Here is a 20997-nt window from a genome sequence, read left to right as displayed (position 1 = left end):
ACGCCTGAGTGGCGTGCTCCAATCAACCCGAACACCGGGCGGTGAGTCGCTTCACGACATCGCCTTGGCGAGCGGGAACGATGTCAACGTCGTCTTAGCCTCGATCCACCGATGAACCCGTGACGGGTGGCTGATCTCCGATTCGGCCGGGTTCGTCGTCGGGTGGGCGCGCTTGAGCGCCGGACCTATTGCCCGGGTGTTCCACTGGTCGTCCTGGTTGCGCCGGTATCGGCTGGATGGTCAGGTGGTCGCGATCGGTGGCGGTGATCCGCCGACATGATCGAACAATGTGGTCCACGCGGTTTCCCATGGCCACTGGTCGGGCAGGTGCAGGATGATTCGCCTCGCCGAGGACGCGATCCGCGCCGGGACTGTGACGACTTTGCGGCGGATCGTGGCGGTGGTGGCCTTGGCCAGGCCAGCACCGGCGATGCTCGCGGCGGCACGGGTGAGGTTGTACGCGATCACGGCGAGGACGAGCCAGGCGGCGTTCGCGTTGAATACCCCGGATGGCAAGTGCGCCAGGGCGCTGTTCTTCAGATCAGCGTTGACTTGCTCGATGATCGCGTGGCCGCGGTGGGTCTTGTCCGCGGTCACGGTGTCCAGGGTGCTTGTGGTGAAGAACGCGTGGAAGCGGTGGGTGTCGAACAGCGTCGGGTGTTCGAGGTCCTTCTTGTTCAGTTCCGGGATGCGGCGCACGACCAGGCGCCCGACGATGTGCTCGGCCTTTTTCCGTGAGGTGAACGCGGTGAACGGCACCTCGGCGACCTCCGCGGCAGAGACCCACCGCTTCGCGTCCTCGTCGTAGATGGCGTCGGTGTACTCGATCGCCTCCCAAGCATCGCCCGGGATCGCGGCGATCGCGCGTTTGACCGCTGGGTCCATCCGGACGGTCACCGACACCGCCGCACCAGCCCGGATCGCCGCGGCCACTGTGGCGTGGCCGTAGAACGCGGAGTCGGCTCGGAGCAGCACCTTGCCGCCTTTCATCCCGGGCAGGCGGCGGAGGGTGGCCAAGCTGTCCCGGACCAGCCGGGCAGCGCCGCGCGGTGAACCTGCTCCGCCGCGGCGCAATCGTTGGGCGAGGACCACCGGTGCCGACATCGTCGTGGCCACCGTCGCGAGGAGTGCGTTCAGGCCGCGGACGCCGGAGTACCCGAACCCGGCGCCCTGCTTCTGATGCCCATGGACCTCGATGATCGTGTCATCGACATCGACGAACACGTATCCGTCGTCGGCCCCGTCGCCGAGCACGGGTGCGGCTTCGGACAGGCCCGCCAGGAACCGGGACGCGACCGCGTCGAGCTGGCGGACGTGACCGAAGGTGAAGGCCCGCAGGAACGAGCCGAGCGTCGAGGGTGCGTACAGCGTGGTGAAGAGCTTGCGCATGCCGCCGTGGCGGAGCAGCGCCATGTCATCGATCGAGTCCGCACCGGCGACCATCCCGCCGACGAGTGAGGTCACCTTCAGCCCGGCGTTGGCGCCCTTGTCCGACGGGACGCTCAACCACGTGTTCGCGAGCTCACGCAGGCCCGCCTGCTCGGCGAGCCGCATGACCGGGACCAGGCCCGCAGCCGACACGAGATTCGGGTCATCGAATGACACTGACACGGCCGCCGGAGCATGTTTGAATTGCATCTACGAGATGCCTCTCGGATCTGTGGGAATTGGACTCTAAGCAAGCTCAATTTTCCCTGATCCGACAGGCATTCTCGGCTTAACGCGCCGTGCTCAACTCAAACCCGATCGGTGGATCGAGGCTTAGACGCTATCGTCGACGCGACGAGCCCAGCGGACGGTACGCAAGACAGAGAAGCATCGCGATTCGCAGTTCGAGACTCACTCTCAGACCTGCTCGCGAAGTTCCCAGGCGCCGACCTGCTGGCCTTGAACGACGCCCAGCGTATGTACGTGATCGAGAGGTACGCGGCACGTGACGTGTTCGGCCGATTCTGCCTCGATTTGCAGAAGACCATTCTGGACAAAGCGCCCGACGCAGCAACCGGACTGCGCCGGCTTGGGTACATCCGAGAGTTCATCGCAGAGGAGGTCGCGGCCGCGTTCCGTGAGTTGGCGGCCCACAATCAATCCCCATCCACCGAGAGAGTCGCACGACTCACTCGCGACGCTCTACGCGAGACATTGTCGGTGTTCGAGGAGTACACGGAATGAAGTACATAAGCGGGCCGAACTCCGCGCTCGAGCACCTCGACGAATCCGCTGCACCAATCCTCCTATTTGGCCGCTCGGAATCGAGACAGGTGCCATCAGCGGGCTGGTCGGCGGTCGAGACAATTCGGCGCGCCAAGTTGCAGCCAAGTCCGGCGGCGTGGGACCTCCTCGCAATCGCCCTTTCTGTCGTCGTTGCAGACGGTGCTAGCCCCCGAAAATCAAGTCCGGACGGTTGGACCCGGGAGTTTGAGTTAGATATCGCGCTCCACGACCCCGACCGTTGGGCACCCCACGCCGACTCCCTCGCGGACGCTCTACAGTTCCTTACCACTGACCGCTGGTCACTGAGGTTCCGCGGCGGCGGGGCACTCCCGACTGAGCCAAAGAAGCCACGGTTCCCCACATCAGACGCCGTTGCACTCCTATCCGGAGGACTCGACTCGCTGATCGGCGCCATCGACCTCACCTCCCAAGGCAGGTCACTATTTGCGGTGAGCCAAACCGTCCGAGGCGACGCAGAAAAGCAGAATCGATTCGCTTCGCTCATTGGCGGCGGACTCGAACACTTGCAGCTCAACCACAACGCGAGTACCCCACGAGTTCTGAAAGAGACATCGCAACGTTCCCGGTCACTTATCTTCCTGGCGTTCGCGGTCCTCGCGGCGACTTCGTCTCTTTCATACGCGTACTCGGAAACTATCCCGCTTTTCATTTGTGAGAACGGCTTCATCGCAGTCAACCCGCCACTTACGAACGCACGGGTCGGAAGCCTCAGCACCAGAACCGCGCACCCTGACTTTCTCGGCCGCATGCAGCGGGTCCTGGACGCCATCGGAATCAACGTGCGGATTGACAACCCATACGCAGCGAAGACGAAAGGCGAGATGCTTCGAGAGTGCCTCGACCAGGACCTTCTTGTTTCCGAAGCACCCATCGCAACGAGCTGTGGGCGATTTCAACGCTTCAACTACACACACTGCGGAAGATGCGTTCCCTGCCAGATTCGACGCGCCTCCTTCATCCGATGGGGGCACTCAGACCCAACGCAATATGTCTACGAGGACCTCAGCCGACGTGATTCAGATCACGCGGCCTTCGACGACGTCCGCTCGGTCGCCCTCGCCCGTCTCACCGTGGAACAGGACGGGTTCGACCGCTGGCTGGGGTCCGCGTTGAGTTCGTCGCATATCTCGAATCGAGCGGAGCTTCGCGACATGATCCGGCGTGGACTCGACGAACTAGGCGAGCTGCACACAAGGTACGGCCAGGCGTGATTGACTTCCACTGCCACCTTGACCTATATCGTTCACCCCATTGGGTAGCTGACGAGGCCCAGCGCCGTGGCGTGGGGCTCCTCTCGGTCACAACCACGCCATCGGCCTGGACGGGGACGGCGCGTCTTGCCATCGATCGGTCAGCTATTAGGACCGCGCTCGGTCTGCATCCGCAGCTCGCCAGTGAGCGAAAGCATGAACTCAGTCAATTCGACCGACTTCTCCCAGAGACTCCTTTCGTCGGTGAGGTAGGGCTTGACGGCTCTCCTGAGCATCGCTCGCAGTGGGCAGACCAAACCGCGGTCTTCCGCCACATTCTCGGCGCGTGCAGTCAAGGGCCCCAGAAGCTCATCTCTGTGCACAGCCGACGAGCCGTTGATCCTGTTCTCGATCTGCTTGACCAGTTCCCGAATGTCCAAGTTCCCGTGCTTCACTGGTTCTCTGGCACACGCGCGCAACTGGAGAGGGCAATGCTTCGCGGATGCTGGTTCAGCGTTGGCCCCGCCATGCTGGCCGGTGCAAAGGGTCGAACCCTCGTCAGCGCTATGCCTCAAGACCGGATCGTTCTCGAATCCGACGGGCCATTTGCGCAAACCCAACGCTTGGGCCTCCACCCGTGGGACATCTCGCAAAGCTACCCGTGGCTCGCTTCGATATGGGAGTTCAATCAGGACCGGGTAGAAGCCACAATCCGGGCGAACGAACTGGCACTACTGAGCACAGTCGACCGCGAACCACGTGGCCTGTGACGGAGCAGACGTCTCAGACAGGGGATGTGATCGACCGCTCGGTGGGTCGGCGTCGCCATCGTGAGTGTCTGCTGTGCACGTCACACCTGTGAGTTCTCGTGCGCTACCCCGCGCGACCCCGCCTCCCAGGCGGTAGCAACCCGCGCTCCCGAGCCTTCGTAACCCACCCCTGCGCCGTCGACAGCGCCACCCCATTGAGTTGCGCCATCGTCGCGCTTGGATTTGCGTCGCCCGTCTGCGTCAGCCGACCGTGCTGCAGCGCGACCAGTTCGTAGAAGTCCGCTACCTTCTTCGGATCGCCGAGCGGCTTGAGCAGGTCCCGCTCGCTGACCTTGCGGCCCGATGGCAGCACGATCTTGCCGCCGGTGATGGTCTCGGTGCGCTTCATCGCGAAGAGGCGCTTGTTGATTGCGGCCTCGATGCGGGCGGTCGGCAGCTCGCGCAGGAGCTGGCTCGTGATCGGGTCGCCCGGGCGCCAGGGGAGGTAGATCACGCCGGTGATGCGGATTTCCTCGGGGACAGCGAAGGGCTGGCGCTGCAGGCGGATCATCACACGAGTCTGCGTGGCCTCGTGCTCGAGGTAGCGCCAGCGACCGTCGATCGTCTCGTTCTGGTCGGACTCCTGCTGCCCCTGCGCTTGCACCTCGGTGTTGGCCCAGTCGTTGTAGCCAAGGAGGTCGTCGATCTGCGCGCTCGCGTCGTCGCTCCGCTCGCCGGGGAAGCGGCTCGCGAGATGCCACCCGTCGGGCAGGTCGGTCGCGTCGAGCAGCCCGTCTTGCGACTGGTTCGCCCATGGGGGCGGTTCGGGAAGACCCATGGCTCGAGTCTAGCCACAACTCAGGTACTTGCCGAAACCCGCGTGCGGTGATAATCTCAGGTACTTGCAAATAGCCGCGTGTGGGCCGGCATGCACGCGATGCCAGCCGGCGGCCGATGAGTCGAGGGGGAGCGTCATGGTCGACACCGCGTGGAGGGTCGAGTATCTGAGTCGAGTCGAGGCGGCCGAGCGATGCCGCATCCCGGTGTCGAGTTTCGACAAGCTGCGCCACGACGGACTCATTCCCGAGCCCGACGCGCGGATGGGTAAGCACTTGCTCTGGAGTGCCGACACGATCGACGAGCTGCTCGCGCGGGGTGGAACGGAACACTGATGCCCGGGCGGCCGACGAAGGGCACCCCGTCGCGGGTCGATCCGCGCACGGGGCGGCCACTGCCCGAGGGCATCCGCTGGCGTGCCGACCGACAGCGATACCAAATCCGCGTCGTCGGCCCGAGCATCGAGGGTGGCGCCTCCGAACGGTCGCGCACGTTCCTGAGCCTCGCAGAGGCGAAGCGCGAGCTCGCCAGGATGGTCGCGGGCCGCAACCCGAATGGCTCGATGACGCTCGACCAGTGGTACGACAAGTACTGGCCCGCGATCGAGTCGTCCATCCGCCCGGCGACTGCTCGCAGCTATGGCGTGGCCTGGCGACTCCGCGTCAAGCCGAGTCTCGGGCGGCACCGGCTGGAGGACATCACCTCGCCCATGATCGAGTCGGCGATGGTGGCGTGGACGGGCGGCGCATCCGCCAAGAATGACGCGCTGGCGGTGCTGTCGCGCCTACTCGACGGCGCGCGCCGCTCGCGGTTCATCGACTACAACCCGGCGCGCGAGGTGAAGCGGCCGAGCATGCGCGAGTCGATCTCGCCGGTGTCGCGGGCGCTCACGCTCGAGCAGATCGGCACGCTGCTCGGCCTGATTCCCGACGGCGTCTACCGCCGCTACTTCGCCGCGCTCGTCTACACGGGTATGCGCGCGGGCGAGGCGACCGCGCTCCGGGTCGGCGACGTCGACTTCCAGCGCGGCGTCATCCGCGTCAGCCGCTCGCTGAGCCCGGGCATCCGCGGCGAGCTCATCGAGCAGTCGCCCAAGAGCCACAAGTCGCGGGATGTCCCGCTCATCGACGCGCTCCGCCCGTACGCCGAGCAGGCCGCGCGCGGCAAGCGGGGGAGCGACCTGCTCTTCGACGGGCCAGACGGCGGCCGCCTCACGAATCACAACGCACGCCGCGCAGTGAACTGGGAAGAGCTGCGCGAGGCGATCGGCCGGCCCGACCTGCGCATCCACGACCTGCGGCACACGTTCGCGACAATCCTGTTCGATGCCGGCGCGACCGCGCCCGACGTGCAGGCGACCCTCGGGCACTCGAGCCTGCAGGTCACCGAGCGCTACTCGCGTGCCCGCGAAGGCGTCGCGCTCCGAGCCGGCGCAGCACTGAATGATGCGCTGAAGCGAGCCGACGAGAGCATCGACGAAGAACCGGAAATGGCACGACGCCGAACCAGGCGAACCCTTAATGGCACATTAATGGCACAGCCTCACCGGCGGCCTCGCGGAATGACCCGCTGAAACAAGAAAACCCCCGGTCTCCCGGGGGTTTTCACTGGTGGCTCCGACCGGCATCGATCCGGTGACCTTTCGATTTTCAGTCGAACGCTCTACCAACTGAGCTACAGAGCCTCGGGGCATCCGACCGATCGAAATCGGCACGAGCACCTCGATAAGGAGAAAGCCCCTTCTCTCGAAAGGGAAAGGGCTTGTCGCCTGAGCGACCCTGACGGGACTTGAACCCGCGACCTCCGCCGTGACAGGGCGGCACGCTAACCAACTGCGCTACAGGGCCTCGTTGGTGTTCTCGCGAACACCGGCTTTTCAATTGTAGTGGACCTCGTCGTGGTGACCCCAACGGGATTCGAACCCGTGCTGCCGCCGTGAAAGGGCGGTGTCCTAGGCCACTAAACGATGGGGCCGAGTGGCCGTGCCCGAGGGCATGACCGCCGACAAGCAAGCATACGTGCCATCGCCCGCAATGGCAAAACACGGGCGGCGGATGCCCCGAGCCCCCGCCTGCGGCATCCGCCACACCCGCTCGAAATCCCCGGAAAACGCGCGCTCCATGCCTATCGTGAGGGCTGCACCTGTCCGCACCAGAGCCAGGAGCGCGGGGCCCGAGCCCGCGTGGACCGGGGAACCATGCACCGCACCACCGACCGCAGGCCGACCGTCAGAGCCCGACCCGCTCCCAGAACCGGGGGCCGCCGGAGGGCTCGTGCACGCCTGCTCGGCCGTCGCGTGCGGCACGCGGTGGCGGGGATCTCGATCGCGGCGATGGCCCTCGTCGGTGCGATCGCGGTGCCGGCCGGCGCACAGGCCGCCGACTACCCGACGTGGGACGAACTGCAGGCCGCGAAGGCGAACACGGCCGCGGGCGCGGCGGCGGTGGAGCAGATCACGTCGCTCATCGCGCAGCTCGAGGCGAACGTCGCAGCGACGCGCGCCGAGGCCGAGCGGCGCACCGACGAGCTCATGGTGGCGCAGCAGAAGTTCGACGACGCGGTGCTTCGCGCCGACCAGATCCAGGCACAGGCCGACACGTCGGCAGCCGAGGCCGCCGAGGCCGAGAAGAACGCGGGGCAGGTCGCCGCCCAGCTCTACCGCGCGGGCTCGGGCGACGTCGGCGTGAACCTCTTCCTCGACGCAGGCAATGCCGAGGCGACCGAGGCACTGCTCGCCAAGCTCGGCAGCATGGAGAAGATGGTCGAGCGCACGTCGGGCATCTACAACCAGGCGCAGGAGAAGAAGAACGCGGCCCGTGCGCTCGCCGACCAGGCCGAGGTGGCCCGCGCCGAGCGCGAGAAGCTCCGCATCGCCGCGGAGGAGGCGCTCGCCGCGGCGCAGGCCGCGCAGGCGGCAGCCGAGGCGGCGCTCGCCGAGTCGCAGGCCAAGAAGATCGAGCTCGAGGAGCAGCTGAAGTTCCTCAAGGACACCGAGGCGAAGACCGCCGCCGCCTACCAGGAGGGCGAACGCATCCGGAAGGCCGAGGAGGAGCGGCGCCGCCAGGAGGAGGAACGCCGTCGCCAGGAGGCCATCCGGAACGGCTCACCCGGCGGGGTCGCGTCGTCGGGGTGGGCGAAGCCCGCGTCCGGCTGGATCAGCGGCTCCTACGGGCCGCGCCAGGTCATCTGCGGCGGCGGCTACTGCTCCAATCCCTTCCACTACGCGGTCGACATCGCCACCGGATGCTCCGCGCCCATCTATGCGGCCAACAGCGGCGTCGTCACCTTCTCGGGCTGGTCGGGCAGCTACGGCAACTTCATCAAGATCGACCACGGCGGCGGCATCTCCACGGGGTACGCGCACATCCGGGACGGCGGACGGTTCGTCGGCGCCGGCCAGTGGGTCGAATCGGGACAGAACATCGCGTCGAGCGGCACGACCGGCGCCTCTACGGGCTGTCACCTGCACTTCGAGGTGTACTCGGGCGGCAGCCGCATCGATCCGTACTCGTTCATGGCCGACCGCGGGGTCTGGCTTGGCTGACCAGCGCACGCGCCCCGTGTCGCGGGTCAAGCCCGCGACCCTGTTCTCGACCGTCGCGGTCGGGGCGGTCACCGCGTCCGTCGTCGCGTCGGGCGGGCCGGCCATGGCCGAGCCCGACTATCCGTCGTGGAGCGAGATCGAGCAGGCCAAGCAGAACGAGCAGACCAAGCAGGCCGAGATCGCGCGGGTCGGCGAGCTGCTGGCGGGCCTGCAGCAGGCAGCGGATGCCGCGGTGCAGGCGTCGATGATGGCCGACGAGGCGTGGCGCATCGCGATCGACGAACTCGACCGCGCGGCCGAGCGGGAGCGCACGCTCGGGCGGCAGGCCGACGAAGCCGACGCGGTGGCCGAGATCTCGAAGATGCGCGCCGGGCTTCTCGCCGCGCACCTCGCCAAGACGGCCGGCAACGACCTCACCACCGAGCTCGTGTTCGCGGGCGACGACACGCAGGCGCTGCTCGCGCAACTGGGCATGGCGTCGCAGCTCGGACGGCAGGCGAACGAGATCGCCGACCAGGCGACCGCCGACCGCAACACCGCCGATGCCCTGCGTCGCCAGGCCGCCAGGGCCGCGGCGGAGCGTCTGCGGCTCGCGGCGCTCGCCGAGACGCGTGCCGCCGAGGCACGTGACGCCGCCGAGGCGGCCAACGCCGCGGTGGCCGCGCAGGAGCAGAAGTCCGAGGAACTCTACGCGCAGCTGGCGAGCCTCAAGGACACGACTGCCGACCTCGAGCGGCAGCGCGCCGAGGGGCAGGCGCGGGAGGCCGCCGAGGCCGCTGCTGCGGCTGCTGCGGCCGCAGCCGCCCAGGCCGCCCAGCCCGCGTCGCCGGCTGCTCCCGGGGATTCGAGCGGCGCTGCACCCGCGCCGGCGCCCGCACCAGCACCTGCACCTGCGCCCGCACCGGCGCCCGCGCCACCCGACTCGGGTGCCGTCGAGGCGGCGATCTGGTTCGCGAGCCAGCAGCTCGGGGAGCCCTACCGTCTCGGAGGGGCGGGGCCGAACGTGTGGGACTGCTCAGGGCTCACGAAGGTGTCGTACGCGAACGCCGGCATCTACATCGGCACGCACTCGGCGACGAACCAGTACTACACGCTCGCCGCCCGCGGCCTCGCCGTGCCGGTCTCGCAGATCCAGCGCGGCGACCTGCTGTTCTGGGGCTCAGGAGGCGACTACTACCACGTCGCCATCTACCTCGGCGGCGGACGCATCCTCGAGGCGCCGCGCGAGGGCGTGCCGGTGCGCGAGTACTTCATCTGGGGCTCGCCCTCGGCGGCCGCCCGCCCCGCGGGCTGAGCCGGGCGGGCGACGGCGTGCCGCCGTCCTCTTCGAGAGTGCATTCAGTGCCCGGACTGCGGCGGGGAGTGCACTCTCGGCGGCCCGGTAGGTTCCGGATGTCGCGGGCTCGCGACGTCCGCTCAGTGACCGGGGTACGCCTCGATCGCCTTGGCGATCAGCGACTCGGCCTCGGCGGCGTCGGCCCAGCCCTCGGTCTTGACCCACTTGCCGGGCTCGAGGTCCTTGTAGTGCTCGAAGAAGTGCTCGATCTCCTTCTTCGTGTACTCGGGAATCGAGTCGACGTCCTGGATGTGATTCCAGCGGGGGTCTCCCGCGGGCACCGCGATGACCTTGGCGTCGCCGCCGCCGTCGTCGACCATGTTGAAGACGCCGACCGGGCGCACCTTCACGCCGACGCCGGGGAACAACGGGTACTGGGTGAGCACGAGCACGTCGAGCGGGTCGCCGTCGTCGCCGAGGGTGTTCTCGAAGAACCCGTAGTCGGTCGGGTAGACGAAGTTCGTGTAGAGCACGCGGTCGAGGAAGACCCGACCGGTCTCGTGGTCGACCTCGTATTTGTTGCGGCTGCCCTTGGGGATCTCGATGACGGCGGCGTACTCGCCCATGCTGGGTTCTCCTCTGGTGGTGGAAGCTTGGCCGGCGATCGCGAGGTGCGGCGCGTGCGGCGGAATAAGGTTACTTGATGGCCCCAGATCAGCCGGATGCCGCGGGCCGACGTCCGCGGCTCACCCCGCCGATCGCCGACGTGCGTCGCGCGGTGCGGGTGGTGCTGCCGGGTCTGCCGCAGAACGCACAGGTGCTCGTGGCCCTGTCGGGCGGGCCCGACTCGCTCGCGCTCGCCGCGGCGACGGCGTTCGAGGCGCCCCGGGCGGGGCTGCGAGCGGGCGCGGTCGTCGTGGACCACGGGCTTCAGGATGCCTCGGCGGATGTCGCGGCCGCGGCATCCGACACCGCCCGGGCCCTCGGGCTCGATCCCGTGCTCGTGCGACGCGTCGAGGTGACGGGGGAGGGCGGCCCCGAGGCATCCGCACGTGCCGCGCGATACGCCGCGATCGACGCGGCCGCCGACGAGTCGGGCGCCGCGCTCGTGCTGCTCGGCCACACCCTCGACGACCAGGCCGAGACCGTGCTGCTCGGGCTCGCCCGCGGGTCGGGCGCCGCGAGCCTCGCCGGCATGGCGGCGCGGAGCGGGCGCTACGCGAGGCCGCTGCTCGGGATCCGCCGTGCGACCACCCGGCAGGCGTGCCTCGACGCCGGCCTCACGTTGTGGGACGACCCGCACAACTCCGACCCCGCGTACGCGCGCGTGCGCGTGCGCGAGCGGGTGCTGCCCGTGCTCGAGGCCGAGCTCGGCCCGGGCGTCGCGGAGGCGCTGGCCCGCACGGCCGAGCAGCTCCGCGAGGACGACGAGGCGTTCACCAGCCAGATCGACGAGTTCATCGAGGAGATCTGCGAACCCGCCGAGGCGGGCATCGCCGTATCGGTGGGTGCACTCGCCGCGAACCCCGCCGCGCTGCGCCAGCGGATCATCCGGCACGTCGTCGCGAGCGAGTTCGGCGTCTCGCTGTCGCGTTCGCAGACCCTCGAGGTCGCCCGGCTCGTGACCGACTGGCACGGGCAGGGCCCGATCGACCTGCCCGGCGGCATCCGCGCCCGCCGCGCACACGGCCTCCTCCTCGTCCAGAACTCAGGAGCGCACCTGAATCCTGCACGGGCCGGGGCCGCGCACTCCTGAATTCTGTACGGATGTCGCGGCGATAGGCTCGGGGCATCCGTTCGCCCACGAGACAGGGAGCAGCATGGACGCGCGCGAGATCGAGTCCGACCTCACGGAGGTGCTCGTCACCGAGGCCCAGATCCACGAGAAGCTCGCCGAGCTCGCGCGCCGCATCGAGGCCGACTACGACGGCAAGGACCTGCTGCTCGTCGGCGTGCTGAAGGGCGCGGTCATGGTGATGGCCGACCTCGCCCGAGAGCTCAGGCCGCACGTCAACATGGACTGGATGGCCGTCTCGTCGTACGGCGCGGGCACGCAGTCGAGCGGCGTCGTGCGCATCCTGAAGGACCTCGACACCGACCTCACGGGTCGTCACGTGCTCATCGTCGAGGACATCATCGACTCCGGCCTCACGCTCAGCTGGCTGCTCGGCAACCTCGAGTCGCGGGGTGCGGAGTCGGTGGAGATCTGCGCCCTCCTGCGCAAGCCGGATGCCGCGAAGGTCGACGTGACCGTCAAGTACCTCGGCTTCGACATCCCGAACCGCTTCGTGGTCGGCTACGGCCTCGACTACGCCGAGCGCTACCGCAACCTGCGGGACGTGGCGGTGCTCGCGCCGCACGTCTACAGCTGAGACACGACGCCGGGCGCGCGATCGGGCGGCGTCGCCCTCAGCGAACATACGGCCGCCCCCCAGCGCCGCCAAGGTAGCCTTGCAGGACCATGAACATGAAGAAGATCCTCCGCGGGCCGATCATCTACATCCTGCTCGCGATCGTCGCCGTGTGGATCGGATCCAGCCTGATCACGGCGTCGGGTTTCCGCGAGGTCTCCACACAGGAGGGCCTGGAGCTCCTCAAGGACGACAAGGTGTCGGCGGTCAAGATCGTCGACGGCGAGAACCGCGTCGACCTCACGCTCACCGAGCCCGACGAGGAGCTCGGATCGCAGGTGCAGTTCTACTACGTCACGCCGCGCGGCGTCGACGTGATCGCCGCCATCGACGAGGCGAACCCGAAGGACGGCTTCAACGACGAGGTGCCGCAGCCGAACTGGTTCCTCTCGATGCTCGGCATCCTGCTGCCGCTCGTGCTCATCGGCCTCTTCTTCTGGATCATGCTCTCGGGCATGCAGGGCGGCGGCAACCGCGTCATGCAGTTCGGCAAGTCGAAGGCGAAGCTCGTCTCGAAGGAGAGCCCGAAGGTCACCTTCGACGACGTCGCGGGTGCCGACGAGGCCATCGAGGAGCTTCACGAGATCAAGGACTTCCTGAAGGACCCGGCCAAGTTCCAGGCCGTCGGCGCACGCATCCCCAAGGGCGTGCTGCTCTACGGCCCTCCCGGCACCGGCAAGACGCTGCTCGCCCGCGCGGTCGCGGGTGAAGCGGGCGTGCCGTTCTACTCGATCTCGGGATCGGACTTCGTCGAGATGTTCGTCGGCGTCGGGGCATCCCGCGTGCGCGACCTGTTCGACCAGGCCAAGCAGAACGCGCCGGCCATCATCTTCGTCGACGAGATCGACGCGGTCGGCCGGCACCGCGGCGCCGGCCTCGGCGGCGGGCACGACGAGCGCGAGCAGACCCTCAACCAGCTGCTCGTCGAGATGGACGGCTTCGACCCGAAGACCAACGTCATCCTCATCGCCGCGACGAACCGTCCCGACATCCTCGACCCGGCGCTCCTGCGCCCAGGCCGCTTCGACCGCCAGATCGGCGTGGACGCGCCCGACCTCAAGGGCCGCCAGAAGATCCTCGAGGTGCACGCCAAGGGCAAGCCGCTCGCGAAGGGCGTCGACCTCGAGGTGCTCGCACGCAAGACGCCGGGCTTCACGGGCGCCGACCTCGCGAACGTGCTCAACGAAGCGGCCCTGCTCACCGCTCGCTCGAACGCGCAGCTCATCGACAACCGCGCGCTCGACGAGGCCGTCGACCGCGTGATCGCGGGCCCGCAGCGCCGCAGCCGCGTCATGAAGGACAAGGAGAAGCTCATCACGGCCTACCACGAGGGCGGACACGCGCTCGCGGCGGCGGCGATGAACTACACCGACCCCGTGACGAAGATCACGATCCTCCCGCGCGGCCGCGCGCTCGGCTACACGATGGTGCTGCCGCTGGAAGACAAGTACTCCGTCACGCGCAACGAGCTGCTCGACCAGCTGACCTACGCCATGGGCGGCCGCGTCGCCGAGGAGATCGTGTTCCACGACCCCTCGACGGGCGCCTCGAACGACATCGAGAAGGCCACGTCGACCGCGCGCAAGATGGTGACGGAGTTCGGCATGAGCGCGACCGTCGGCGCCGTGAAGCTCGGCCAGTCGCAGGGCGAGGTCTTCCTCGGGCGCGACATGGGGCACCAGCGCGACTACTCCGAGGAGGTCGCCGAGGTGGTCGACACCGAGGTGCGCAAGCTCATCGAGCAGGCGCACGACGAGGCGTGGCAGGTGCTCAACGCCAACCGCGACATCCTCGACCGGCTCGCGGGCGAACTGCTCGAGCACGAGACGCTCGACCACAACCAGATCGCCGAGATCTTCAAGGACGTGCAGAAGCTGCCCGAGCGGCCGCTCTGGCTGTCGAGCGACAACCGCCCGGTCTCCGACCGTCCGCCGATCTCGTTCCCGACCGAGAAGATGCCCATCGACCAGGGCGCCGTCGACGGCGGCGTCGACTCCGGGCAGACTCCGGTCGGCGAGCCGGCCGGGGCCAGGGCGCCGCGGTCCAAGCCGCGCCCGGCGACGGCGTAGTCGTCCGCGCCCACCCGAAGAGGGGATACCCATGGCCGAGGTCGACATCGCGCGCATCGAGCACGCCGTGCGCGAGATCCTGCTCGCCATCGGCGAGGATCCCGACCGGCCAGGGCTCGAGCGCACGCCGAAACGCGTCGCCGAGGCGTACGCCGAGTTCTTCTGGGGGCTCCACGTCGATCCGCTGACGCACCTCGCCGACTCGGTGCCGATCGGCTCGAGCGAGCAGGGCGTGCCGGCGACCTCCGACGCCGTGGTGCTCCGCGACCTCGCGTTCCGCTCGGTGTGCGAGCATCACCTGCTCCCGTTCGTCGGCACCGCACACGTCGCGTACCTGCCCGGCGACCGGGTCGTGGGACTCGGGCGCATCCCCGCGGTCGTCGACACGCTTGCGGCACGTCCGCAACTCCAGGAGCGGCTCGCCGAGGAGATCGCCGATGCGCTCCAAGCCGGACTCGATCCGAAGGGCGTGCTCGTCGTGCTCGACGCCCAGCACCGGTGCGTGACCACGCGCGGCGCACGTCAGGAGCGCAGCTCGACCATCACCATCGCGAGCCGCGGCGCGCTCGCCGAGCCCGCCGCGCGCGCCGAGATCGTCCACCTCATCGGAGCCCGGCATGACTGACGCCCGATCGTCCGCCGAGCCCGTCGAAGCGAACGGCGGCGGCACCGCGGCGGCTCCCTTCGACGGGCTCGGGGAGCGGCCGCAGGTCTGGGGCGTCGTCAACGTGACACCCGACTCGTTCAGCGACGGCGGGCGCTGGTTCGACGCCGACGCGGCGATCGCGCACGGGCTCGAACTCGTGGCCGACGGCGCCGACGTCCTCGACGTCGGCGGCGAGTCCACCCGCCCCGGCGCGGCACGCGTCGAACCCGACGAGGAGGTGCGCCGGGTCGTCCCGGTCGTGCGCGAGCTCGCCGGTCGCGGCATCCGGGTGAGCGTCGACACCATGCGCGCGGCGACCGCCCTCGCCGCCGTCGAGGCGGGCGCGGAGATCATCAACGACGTCTCGGCCGGGCTCGCGGATGCCGCGATGGCGCCCATCGTCGCCGAGACTGGCGCGCACTACGTGGCGATGCACTGGCGCGGACACTCCGACCGCATGGACTCGCTCGCCGAGTACGGCGACGTCGCCGCCGACGTCCGCGACGAGCTCGCGGCACGCGTCGACGCGCTCGTCGCGGCCGGGATCGCGCACGAACGGCTCATCCTCGATCCGGGCCTCGGCTTCGCCAAGCGCGGGGAGCAGAACTGGGTGCTGCTCGGCCGGCTCGACGTGCTCGCCGAGCTGGGGCTCCCGATCCTGGTCGGTGCATCGCGCAAGCGGTTCCTCGGTGCCCTGCTGCCCGACGACGCGCCCGTGGCGGAGCGCGACCTGCCGACGGCGGTCGTCAGCGTGCTCTCGGCGCAGGCGGGCGCGTGGGGCGTGCGCGTGCACGACGTCCGCGGCACGACGCGGGCGCTCGACGTCCTCGGGGCGTGGCAGAGTGGACGACGTGGCCAGCACACGTGATCGCATCGCCGTGACCGGCATCCGGGTCCGCGCGCACCACGGCGTCTTCGACTTCGAGCGCGCCGAGGGGCAGGAGTTCGTGATCGACGTGTCGGTCGCGGTCGACCTCGCGGCCGCGGCATCCGGCGACGACCTGGCCCGCACCGTGCACTACGGCGAGCTCACCGAGGCGGTCGCCGCCGCGGTGGAGCGCGATCCGGTCGACCTCATCGAGACCGTCGCCGAGCGCGTGGCCGGCGTCGCGCTCGGCTACCCGGCGGTCGAGGAGGTCGAGGTCACGGTGCACAAGCCGCAGGCGCCCATCGCGGTGCCGTTCACGGATGTCTCGGTCACGATCGTGAGGGGTCGCGAATGACGCGCGCCGTCATCGCGTTCGGCGCGAACCTCGGCGATCGTGAGGCCACCATCGCCTCGGCGACGCGCGAGCTCGCCGAAGGCCAGGGCATCGAGCTCGTGGCCGTGTCGCCCGTGTACGAGACGCCGGCCATCACGGACGCCGGCGTCGATCACGACGCCCCGGGCTACCTGAACGGCGTGATCGTGGTCGAGACCGCCCTCGAACCGCACCGCCTGCTCGACGTGCTCCAGGCGATCGAGGACCGGCACGGCCGGGTGCGCGCAGGTCACTGGGGCGACCGCACCCTCGACCTCGACCTCATCGACTTCGGCGGACGCGAGCAGTTCGACGACCGGCTCGAGCTTCCGCATCCGCGCGCCTGGCAACGGGCCTTCGTGCTGCAGCCCTGGCTCGACGTCGAGCCCGACGCGGTGCTGCCCGGGCGCGGGCCGGTGGCCGAGTTGCGCGCGGCCGCGACCGACGAGGTGAGGCGCCGATGAAGCGCACGCATCCTTCGGCCGTCATCGCGTTCACGCTCGCCGGCATCGTCCTCGGCTACCTCGGCGACCTCGCCGCCGTGTCCGCAGGCGGCAAGGCCATCGTGCCGCCGCTGTCGCTGCCGATCACGCTCGCCGGCGTGGCGATCATGGTCGTGGCACTCGCCTGGCCCATCCGGCGGGCCGTGAAGGGCAAGACCACGAAGCACCTCGATCCCTTCCGCGCCATGCGCACGGCGGTGCTCGCGAAGGCCTGCAGCCTGAGCGGCGCACTCGTGTTCGGGTTCGGCATCGGCATCACGCTGTTCCTCGTGACCCGGAGCGTAGTGCCGGCGGCCGACACCGTGTGGCTCGCGCTCGCGACCGCGATCGGCGCGGCGCTGCTGCTCGCCGGCGGGCTGATCGCCGAGTACTTCTGCACCCTGCCGCCCGACGACACCCAGCCCGAGAAGGAAGAGCACGCACATGCCTGAGGCCGCCCAGCACGACGAACCGGTCGAGGCGGCGACGACACCCGAGACGCCGGCCGCGGCATCCGACACCGAATGGCACGGCGTCTCGCCGAAGTACGTCGTCGTCGAGGTCGTCGGCTCGCTCATCGGCATGGCCGTGTTCGTCGGCGCCTTCGCCGTCGCCTACCTCGTGTGGGGGCAGTGGTGGTGGCTGTGGGGCGCGATCGCGGTGGGCGTCGTCTCGCTCGTGAGCATCGCCCTCGAGCCGCGACGGGTGCGTTCCATCCGCTATCGGCTGCGCGACGACGACCTGCTGTTCCGCCGCGGCATCATGTTCCAGCGGCAGGTCGCCGTGCCGTACGGCCGCATGCAGCTCGTCGACATCACGCGCGGTCCGGTGGCACGCGCGCTCGGACTCGCCGACCTCAAGTTCGTCACGGCCGCGGCGGCCACGGCCGTCACCGTGCCCGGCCTCCCGATGGAGGAGGCCGACCGGCTGCGCGACCACCTCGTGGCCGTCGCCGAGACCCGCAGGGCGGGGCTGTGAGCGCACCCGTGCGCCCCGCGCGGGTCACGAACCTCGCCGACGGCGAGTGGCATCGGCTGCACCCCGCCAGCCCGCTGCTCCGCGGCGGCCTCGTGCTCATCGCGGTGCTCGGCTTCATCATCGCGAACCTGCGCGAGCGGCTCGTCGACATGTTCCTCGTGCTCTTCGCCCCGGGCGCAGCTCCCGCCTTCGACACCGCCCCTGGGGACTTCGGCGACGACTGGGCGAACGACCCGCTCGGCGGCATCGTCGCGAACGGGCTCGTCGGCTGGGCGATCGCGGGCGTCGCCGTGGTCGTCGCGGCCGTCGTCGTCGGGTTCTGGCTGTCGTGGCGCATGCACACCTTCCGCATCACGCACGAGGCGGTCGAGGTGCGCAGCGGCATCCTGTTCCGCTCGCACCGCAGCGCCCGGCTCGACCGCATCCAGGGCATCAACGTCACCCGTCCACTGTTCGCTCGTCTGTTCGGCACGGCGAAGCTCGAGCTGTCGGTGGCCGGACAGTCCGCCAACGTGCAGCTGGCCTACCTCGGATCGGCGCTCGCCGACGCCCTGCGCGCCGACATCCTGCGGCTCGCCTCGGGGGCGCGGGCCGCGAAGGCGGCGACGGCGGCCGCGGCCGGCGCGTCGGGGGCGGATGCCGCGTCGGCGACGGGTTCCGCGGCGGCACCGGCCGACGGCGCGGCACCGGGAGCCCCGGCCCACGGCGGCCGCGTGCACGTGCCGGGCGTCATCGGGCAGCGCGTCGACGAGTTCCTCGCGCCCGAGCTCGACCCCACGATCGCGCCGCCCGAGTCGGTGGTGCACCTGCCGCTCGGCAGGGTCATCGGCTCGACCGTCCTCGGCGGCTCGATCATCTGGCTCGGCGTGCTGGTCGCCGTCATCGCGGTGGGCTTCGGCAGCGGCCAGTGGTGGGTTCTCTTCTCCTTCGTGCCCGCCCTCATCGGTCTCGTGAGCTACGTCTGGTCGCGCATCACGAAGTCGCTGCGCTACTCGATCGCGGGCACGCCCGACGGCGTGCGCATCGGGCACGGCCTGCTCTCCACGGGCAACCAGACCATCCCGCCCGGTCGCATCCACGCGATCGAGGTGTCGCAGTGGATCCTCTGGCGACCGTTCGGCTGGTGGTCGATCCGCATCAACGTGGCCGGGCAGTCGGTGAGCGCCTCGAACGACGCGGCCCAGCGCACGCTCGTGCTGCCCGTCGGCACCGTCGCCGACGTGCACCGCGTGCTCGCCCTGATGCTGCCCGACGCGGCATCCGCCGTCGACCCGCTCGTCGAGGCCGGACTCACCGGCCGGTTCGACCACGGCGGATTCTCGCGCACCCCCGCCCGCGCCGCGTGGCTGCGGCCGCTGTCGTGGCGGCGCATCGGCTGGGCGCTCGCCGACGGCGTGGCGCTGCTTCGGCGCGGCTGGCTGCAGCGCAGCCTCATCCTCGTGCCGCTGGCGCGCATGCAGTCGGTCGCGGTGGACGCGGGGCCGATCGACCGGATGCTGCGGCTCGCGTCGGTCCGCATCCACACGGTCTCGGGGCCCGTGACCGCGAGCCTGCCCGTGGCCGAGCGCGACGAGGCGTTCGCGCTCTTCGAGCGGCTCGCCGACGAGGCCGTCGATCGGGCCGTGGCCGACACGTCCGACCGCTGGGGCGTGCGCACGGAGGCCGCCGATGCCGGCTGAGCGCGCCGGACGACTGGGCGTCGGCACCATCGGGGCCGGGCGCGTGGGCGCGGTGCTCGCCTCCGCCCTCGCCGGAGCCGGCCACGCCCTCACCGGCATCGCCGCCGTGTCGCAGGCGAGTCGGGAGCGCGCCGCGGCGATGCTGCCGGCCGTGCCCGTGCTGCCCATCCCCGACATCGTCGAGCGCAGCGAGCTCGTGCTCCTCGCGGTGCCCGAGTCCGAGCTCGAGGCGCTCGTCGCAGGCCTCGCCGAGGCGGGGGTCTGGCAGCCCGGGCAACTCGTGCTGCACACCGGCGCGCGGTTCGGCACGGGCGTGCTCGCGCCCGCCCTGCGCGCCGGGGCGATCCCGCTCGCGGTGCACCCCGCGATGAGCTTCACGGGCACGAGCATCGACCTCGCGCGCCTGCCGGGCACCTGGTTCGCGGTGACGGCCCCCGCCCCCGTGCTCCCGATCGGCCAGGCGCTCGTCGTGGAGATGGGCGGCGAGCCGTTCGTGGTCGCCGAGCACGACCGCGCGGCCTACGGCGAGGCCATCGACACGGCCGTGTCGTTCTCGACGGCCGTGGTCGACCAGGCCAGCGGCCTCCTCGAGGGCATCGAAGTGCCCCGGGCCGGCGCCGTGCTCGCCTCGCTCGTGCGCAGCACCGTCGAGAACGCCCTCGCGCGACACGACGCGGGGCCGCTGCCCGAGGGGACGGGTACCGAGGGCACGGGTACGATCGACGAGGCCGGGATCGACCGGCCGCTGGGAGGTGGCGAGTGACCGAGGTCGCCGCAGGCACGCGCACGGTGACGACGATCGCGGAGCTCAGGGCACTGGTCGCCGGGCGACGCGCGGACGGGGCATCCGTCGCCCTCGTCCCCACCATGGGCGCGCTGCACGACGGGCACCTCGCGCTCGTGCGCCGGGCGCGAGAGCTCGCCGACGTGGTCGTCGTGTCGATCTTCGTGAACCCCCTGCAGTTCGGGCCGAACGAGGACCTCGAGCGGTACCCGCGCACCTTCGAGACGGATGTCGCCGCGCTCGCCGGCCTCGGCGTCGACGCGGTGTTCGCTCCCGGCGTCGACGAGATGTACCCGCGCGGCGCCGACGGCGGCACCACCGTGCACGCCGGCCCCATCGGCGCACGGTACGAGGGCGCGTCCCGGCCGGGCCACTTCGACGGCATGCTCACGGTGGTCGCGAAGCTGTTCGGCATCGCCCAGCCCGACCTCGCGGTGTTCGGCCAGAAGGACGCGCAGCAGGTGTTCCTCGTGTCGCGCATGGTCGTCGACCTCGATCTGCCGGTGCGCATCGAGACCGTCCCGACGGTGCGGGAGCCCGACGGCCTCGCCCTGTCGAGCCGCAACCGCTACCTCGGCCCCGACCAGCGTCAGGCGGCGCTCGTGCTCGTCGAGTCGTTGCGCGCGGCCGAGGCCGCCGCCGGCGACGGACCGTCGGAGCTGCTCGCCGAGGGCGTGGCCGCGTTCGGCGACCACGACGGCGTGAGCCTCGACTACTTCGTCGTCGTCGACCCCGAGACGTTCCTGCCCGTGGGCGACGACTTCCGGGGTCGTGCGCTCGTGCTCGTCGCGGCGTTCGTCGGCAGCACGCGCCTCATCGACAACGCGTACGTCGACATCGGCTGATATGTAGCTTCGTTTGTCAAGTGGGCAGGGT

At 69.9% G+C, this 20997-nt stretch carries 22 protein-coding genes and 3 tRNA genes; 18 read left to right on the top strand and 7 right to left on the bottom strand.

Annotated features, from left to right (window positions below):
• Positions 1–240 precede the first annotated feature (240 nt).
• Positions 241–1638 carry an IS1380 family transposase gene (locus EZM51_RS20260; RefSeq protein WP_136710122.1) on the bottom strand — a complete coding sequence of 466 codons (1398 nt, stop codon included), beginning with the start codon at positions 1636–1638 and terminating at the stop codon, positions 241–243.
• Between the two features lie 273 nt (positions 1639–1911).
• Between EZM51_RS20260 and EZM51_RS20925 the strand changes: the two genes are divergently transcribed.
• Together EZM51_RS20925 and qatC are read left to right on the top strand one after the other, a co-directional pair.
• On the top strand, positions 1912–2172 hold the full coding sequence (locus tag EZM51_RS20925; RefSeq protein WP_211196009.1) for a hypothetical protein: 261 nt from the start codon (positions 1912–1914) through the stop codon (positions 2170–2172).
• Entirely contained in the window at positions 2169–3446 is a 1278-nt protein-coding gene (gene qatC, locus EZM51_RS20250) for a Qat anti-phage system QueC-like protein QatC (protein ID WP_136710120.1), read from the top strand. The genes EZM51_RS20925 and qatC overlap by 4 nt, the downstream gene beginning before the upstream one ends.
• A 140-nt stretch (positions 3447–3586) precedes the next feature.
• On the opposite strand, the gene EZM51_RS21175 is transcribed toward qatC, so the two are convergent.
• A complete protein-coding gene (locus EZM51_RS21175) occupies positions 3587–3865 on the bottom strand; it encodes a hypothetical protein (protein ID WP_248305761.1) in 279 nt (92 codons plus the stop codon).
• A 433-nt stretch (positions 3866–4298) separates the two neighbouring features.
• Positions 4299–5012, bottom strand: coding sequence for a hypothetical protein (locus EZM51_RS20240; RefSeq protein ID WP_136710118.1), 714 nt, complete (start codon positions 5010–5012; stop codon positions 4299–4301).
• A 136-nt stretch (positions 5013–5148) separates the two neighbouring features.
• Between EZM51_RS20240 and EZM51_RS20235 the strand changes: the two genes are divergently transcribed.
• Together EZM51_RS20235 and EZM51_RS20230 are read left to right on the top strand one after the other, a co-directional pair.
• Positions 5149–5346 (top strand): helix-turn-helix domain-containing protein, encoded by a 198-nt coding sequence (locus EZM51_RS20235; RefSeq protein WP_136710117.1) that lies wholly within the window; start codon positions 5149–5151, stop codon positions 5344–5346.
• Positions 5346–6584 (top strand): site-specific integrase, encoded by a 1239-nt coding sequence (locus tag EZM51_RS20230; RefSeq protein WP_136710116.1) that lies wholly within the window; start codon positions 5346–5348, stop codon positions 6582–6584. Before EZM51_RS20235 ends, EZM51_RS20230 begins: the two co-directional genes overlap by 1 nt.
• Positions 6585–6619: 35 nt before the next feature.
• On the opposite strand, the gene EZM51_RS20225 is transcribed toward EZM51_RS20230, so the two are convergent.
• The 3 genes from EZM51_RS20225 to EZM51_RS20215 all read right to left on the bottom strand — a co-directional run bounded on the left by EZM51_RS20225 (position 6620) and on the right by EZM51_RS20215 (position 6985).
• Positions 6620–6695 (bottom strand) — tRNA-Phe (locus EZM51_RS20225).
• 89 nt (positions 6696–6784) lie between these two features.
• Positions 6785–6858 (bottom strand) — tRNA-Asp (locus EZM51_RS20220).
• Positions 6859–6909: 51 nt separating this feature from the next.
• Positions 6910–6985: transfer RNA gene (locus tag EZM51_RS20215), tRNA-Glu, on the bottom strand.
• Positions 6986–7319: 334 nt separating this feature from the next.
• Between EZM51_RS20215 and EZM51_RS20210 the strand changes: the two genes are divergently transcribed.
• Together EZM51_RS20210 and EZM51_RS20205 are read left to right on the top strand one after the other, a co-directional pair.
• Positions 7320–8555 (top strand): M23 family metallopeptidase, encoded by a 1236-nt coding sequence (locus tag EZM51_RS20210; protein WP_211196008.1) that lies wholly within the window; start codon positions 7320–7322, stop codon positions 8553–8555.
• Positions 8548–9849 (top strand): C40 family peptidase, encoded by a 1302-nt coding sequence (locus EZM51_RS20205; RefSeq protein ID WP_136710114.1) that lies wholly within the window; start codon positions 8548–8550, stop codon positions 9847–9849. Before EZM51_RS20210 ends, EZM51_RS20205 begins: the two co-directional genes overlap by 8 nt.
• A 122-nt stretch (positions 9850–9971) precedes the next feature.
• Here the strand turns inward: EZM51_RS20205 and ppa are convergent, their stop codons facing one another.
• The gene (gene ppa, locus EZM51_RS20200) at positions 9972–10457 is read right to left on the bottom strand and encodes an inorganic diphosphatase (protein WP_136710113.1); all 486 of its coding nucleotides are present in this window, start codon (positions 10455–10457) and stop codon (positions 9972–9974) included.
• Positions 10458–10534: 77 nt separating this feature from the next.
• Between ppa and tilS the strand changes: the two genes are divergently transcribed.
• The 12 genes from tilS to panC all read left to right on the top strand — a co-directional run bounded on the left by tilS (position 10535) and on the right by panC (position 20966).
• On the top strand, positions 10535–11587 hold the full coding sequence (tilS, locus tag EZM51_RS20195) for a tRNA lysidine(34) synthetase TilS (RefSeq protein ID WP_136710112.1): 1053 nt from the start codon (positions 10535–10537) through the stop codon (positions 11585–11587).
• Between the two features lie 64 nt (positions 11588–11651).
• Entirely contained in the window at positions 11652–12203 is a 552-nt protein-coding gene (hpt, locus tag EZM51_RS20190) for a hypoxanthine phosphoribosyltransferase (protein ID WP_136710111.1), read from the top strand.
• A gap of 89 nt (positions 12204–12292) precedes the next feature.
• Complete coding sequence (gene ftsH / locus EZM51_RS20185; RefSeq protein ID WP_136710110.1) at positions 12293–14311, top strand: ATP-dependent zinc metalloprotease FtsH; 2019 nt, start codon at positions 12293–12295, stop codon at positions 14309–14311.
• Positions 14312–14342: 31 nt separating this feature from the next.
• A complete protein-coding gene (gene folE, locus EZM51_RS20180) occupies positions 14343–14936 on the top strand; it encodes a GTP cyclohydrolase I (protein ID WP_136710109.1) in 594 nt (197 codons plus the stop codon).
• Positions 14929–15825: a dihydropteroate synthase gene (gene folP, locus EZM51_RS20920; protein ID WP_211196007.1), complete on the top strand. Its 897-nt coding sequence runs from the start codon at positions 14929–14931 to the stop codon at positions 15823–15825. Before folE ends, folP begins: the two co-directional genes overlap by 8 nt.
• Positions 15809–16180, top strand: coding sequence for a dihydroneopterin aldolase (gene folB / locus EZM51_RS20915; RefSeq protein WP_248305760.1), 372 nt, complete (start codon positions 15809–15811; stop codon positions 16178–16180). Before folP ends, folB begins: the two co-directional genes overlap by 17 nt.
• On the top strand, positions 16177–16662 hold the full coding sequence (folK, locus tag EZM51_RS20170) for a 2-amino-4-hydroxy-6-hydroxymethyldihydropteridine diphosphokinase (RefSeq protein WP_136710107.1): 486 nt from the start codon (positions 16177–16179) through the stop codon (positions 16660–16662). The genes folB and folK overlap by 4 nt, the downstream gene beginning before the upstream one ends.
• On the top strand, positions 16659–17132 hold the full coding sequence (locus EZM51_RS20165; protein ID WP_136710106.1) for a DUF3180 domain-containing protein: 474 nt from the start codon (positions 16659–16661) through the stop codon (positions 17130–17132). The genes folK and EZM51_RS20165 overlap by 4 nt, the downstream gene beginning before the upstream one ends.
• Complete coding sequence (locus EZM51_RS20160) at positions 17125–17658, top strand: PH domain-containing protein (protein ID WP_136710105.1); 534 nt, start codon at positions 17125–17127, stop codon at positions 17656–17658. The genes EZM51_RS20165 and EZM51_RS20160 overlap by 8 nt, the downstream gene beginning before the upstream one ends.
• Positions 17655–19337: a PH domain-containing protein gene (locus EZM51_RS20155; protein ID WP_136710104.1), complete on the top strand. Its 1683-nt coding sequence runs from the start codon at positions 17655–17657 to the stop codon at positions 19335–19337. The genes EZM51_RS20160 and EZM51_RS20155 overlap by 4 nt, the downstream gene beginning before the upstream one ends.
• Positions 19327–20100 carry a Rossmann-like and DUF2520 domain-containing protein gene (locus EZM51_RS20150; RefSeq protein WP_136710103.1) on the top strand — a complete coding sequence of 258 codons (774 nt, stop codon included), beginning with the start codon at positions 19327–19329 and terminating at the stop codon, positions 20098–20100. The genes EZM51_RS20155 and EZM51_RS20150 overlap by 11 nt, the downstream gene beginning before the upstream one ends.
• Entirely contained in the window at positions 20097–20966 is an 870-nt protein-coding gene (gene panC, locus EZM51_RS20145) for a pantoate--beta-alanine ligase (protein ID WP_248305759.1), read from the top strand. The genes EZM51_RS20150 and panC overlap by 4 nt, the downstream gene beginning before the upstream one ends.
• Positions 20967–20997 lie beyond the last annotated feature (31 nt).

Origin of the sequence: Agromyces sp. H66, assembly GCF_004959775.1 — a bacterium.
Taxonomy (GTDB): domain Bacteria; phylum Actinomycetota; class Actinomycetes; order Actinomycetales; family Microbacteriaceae; genus Agromyces.
Note: the sequence above shows the minus strand (reverse complement) of the source record. Positions and strands in the feature narration are given on the sequence as shown.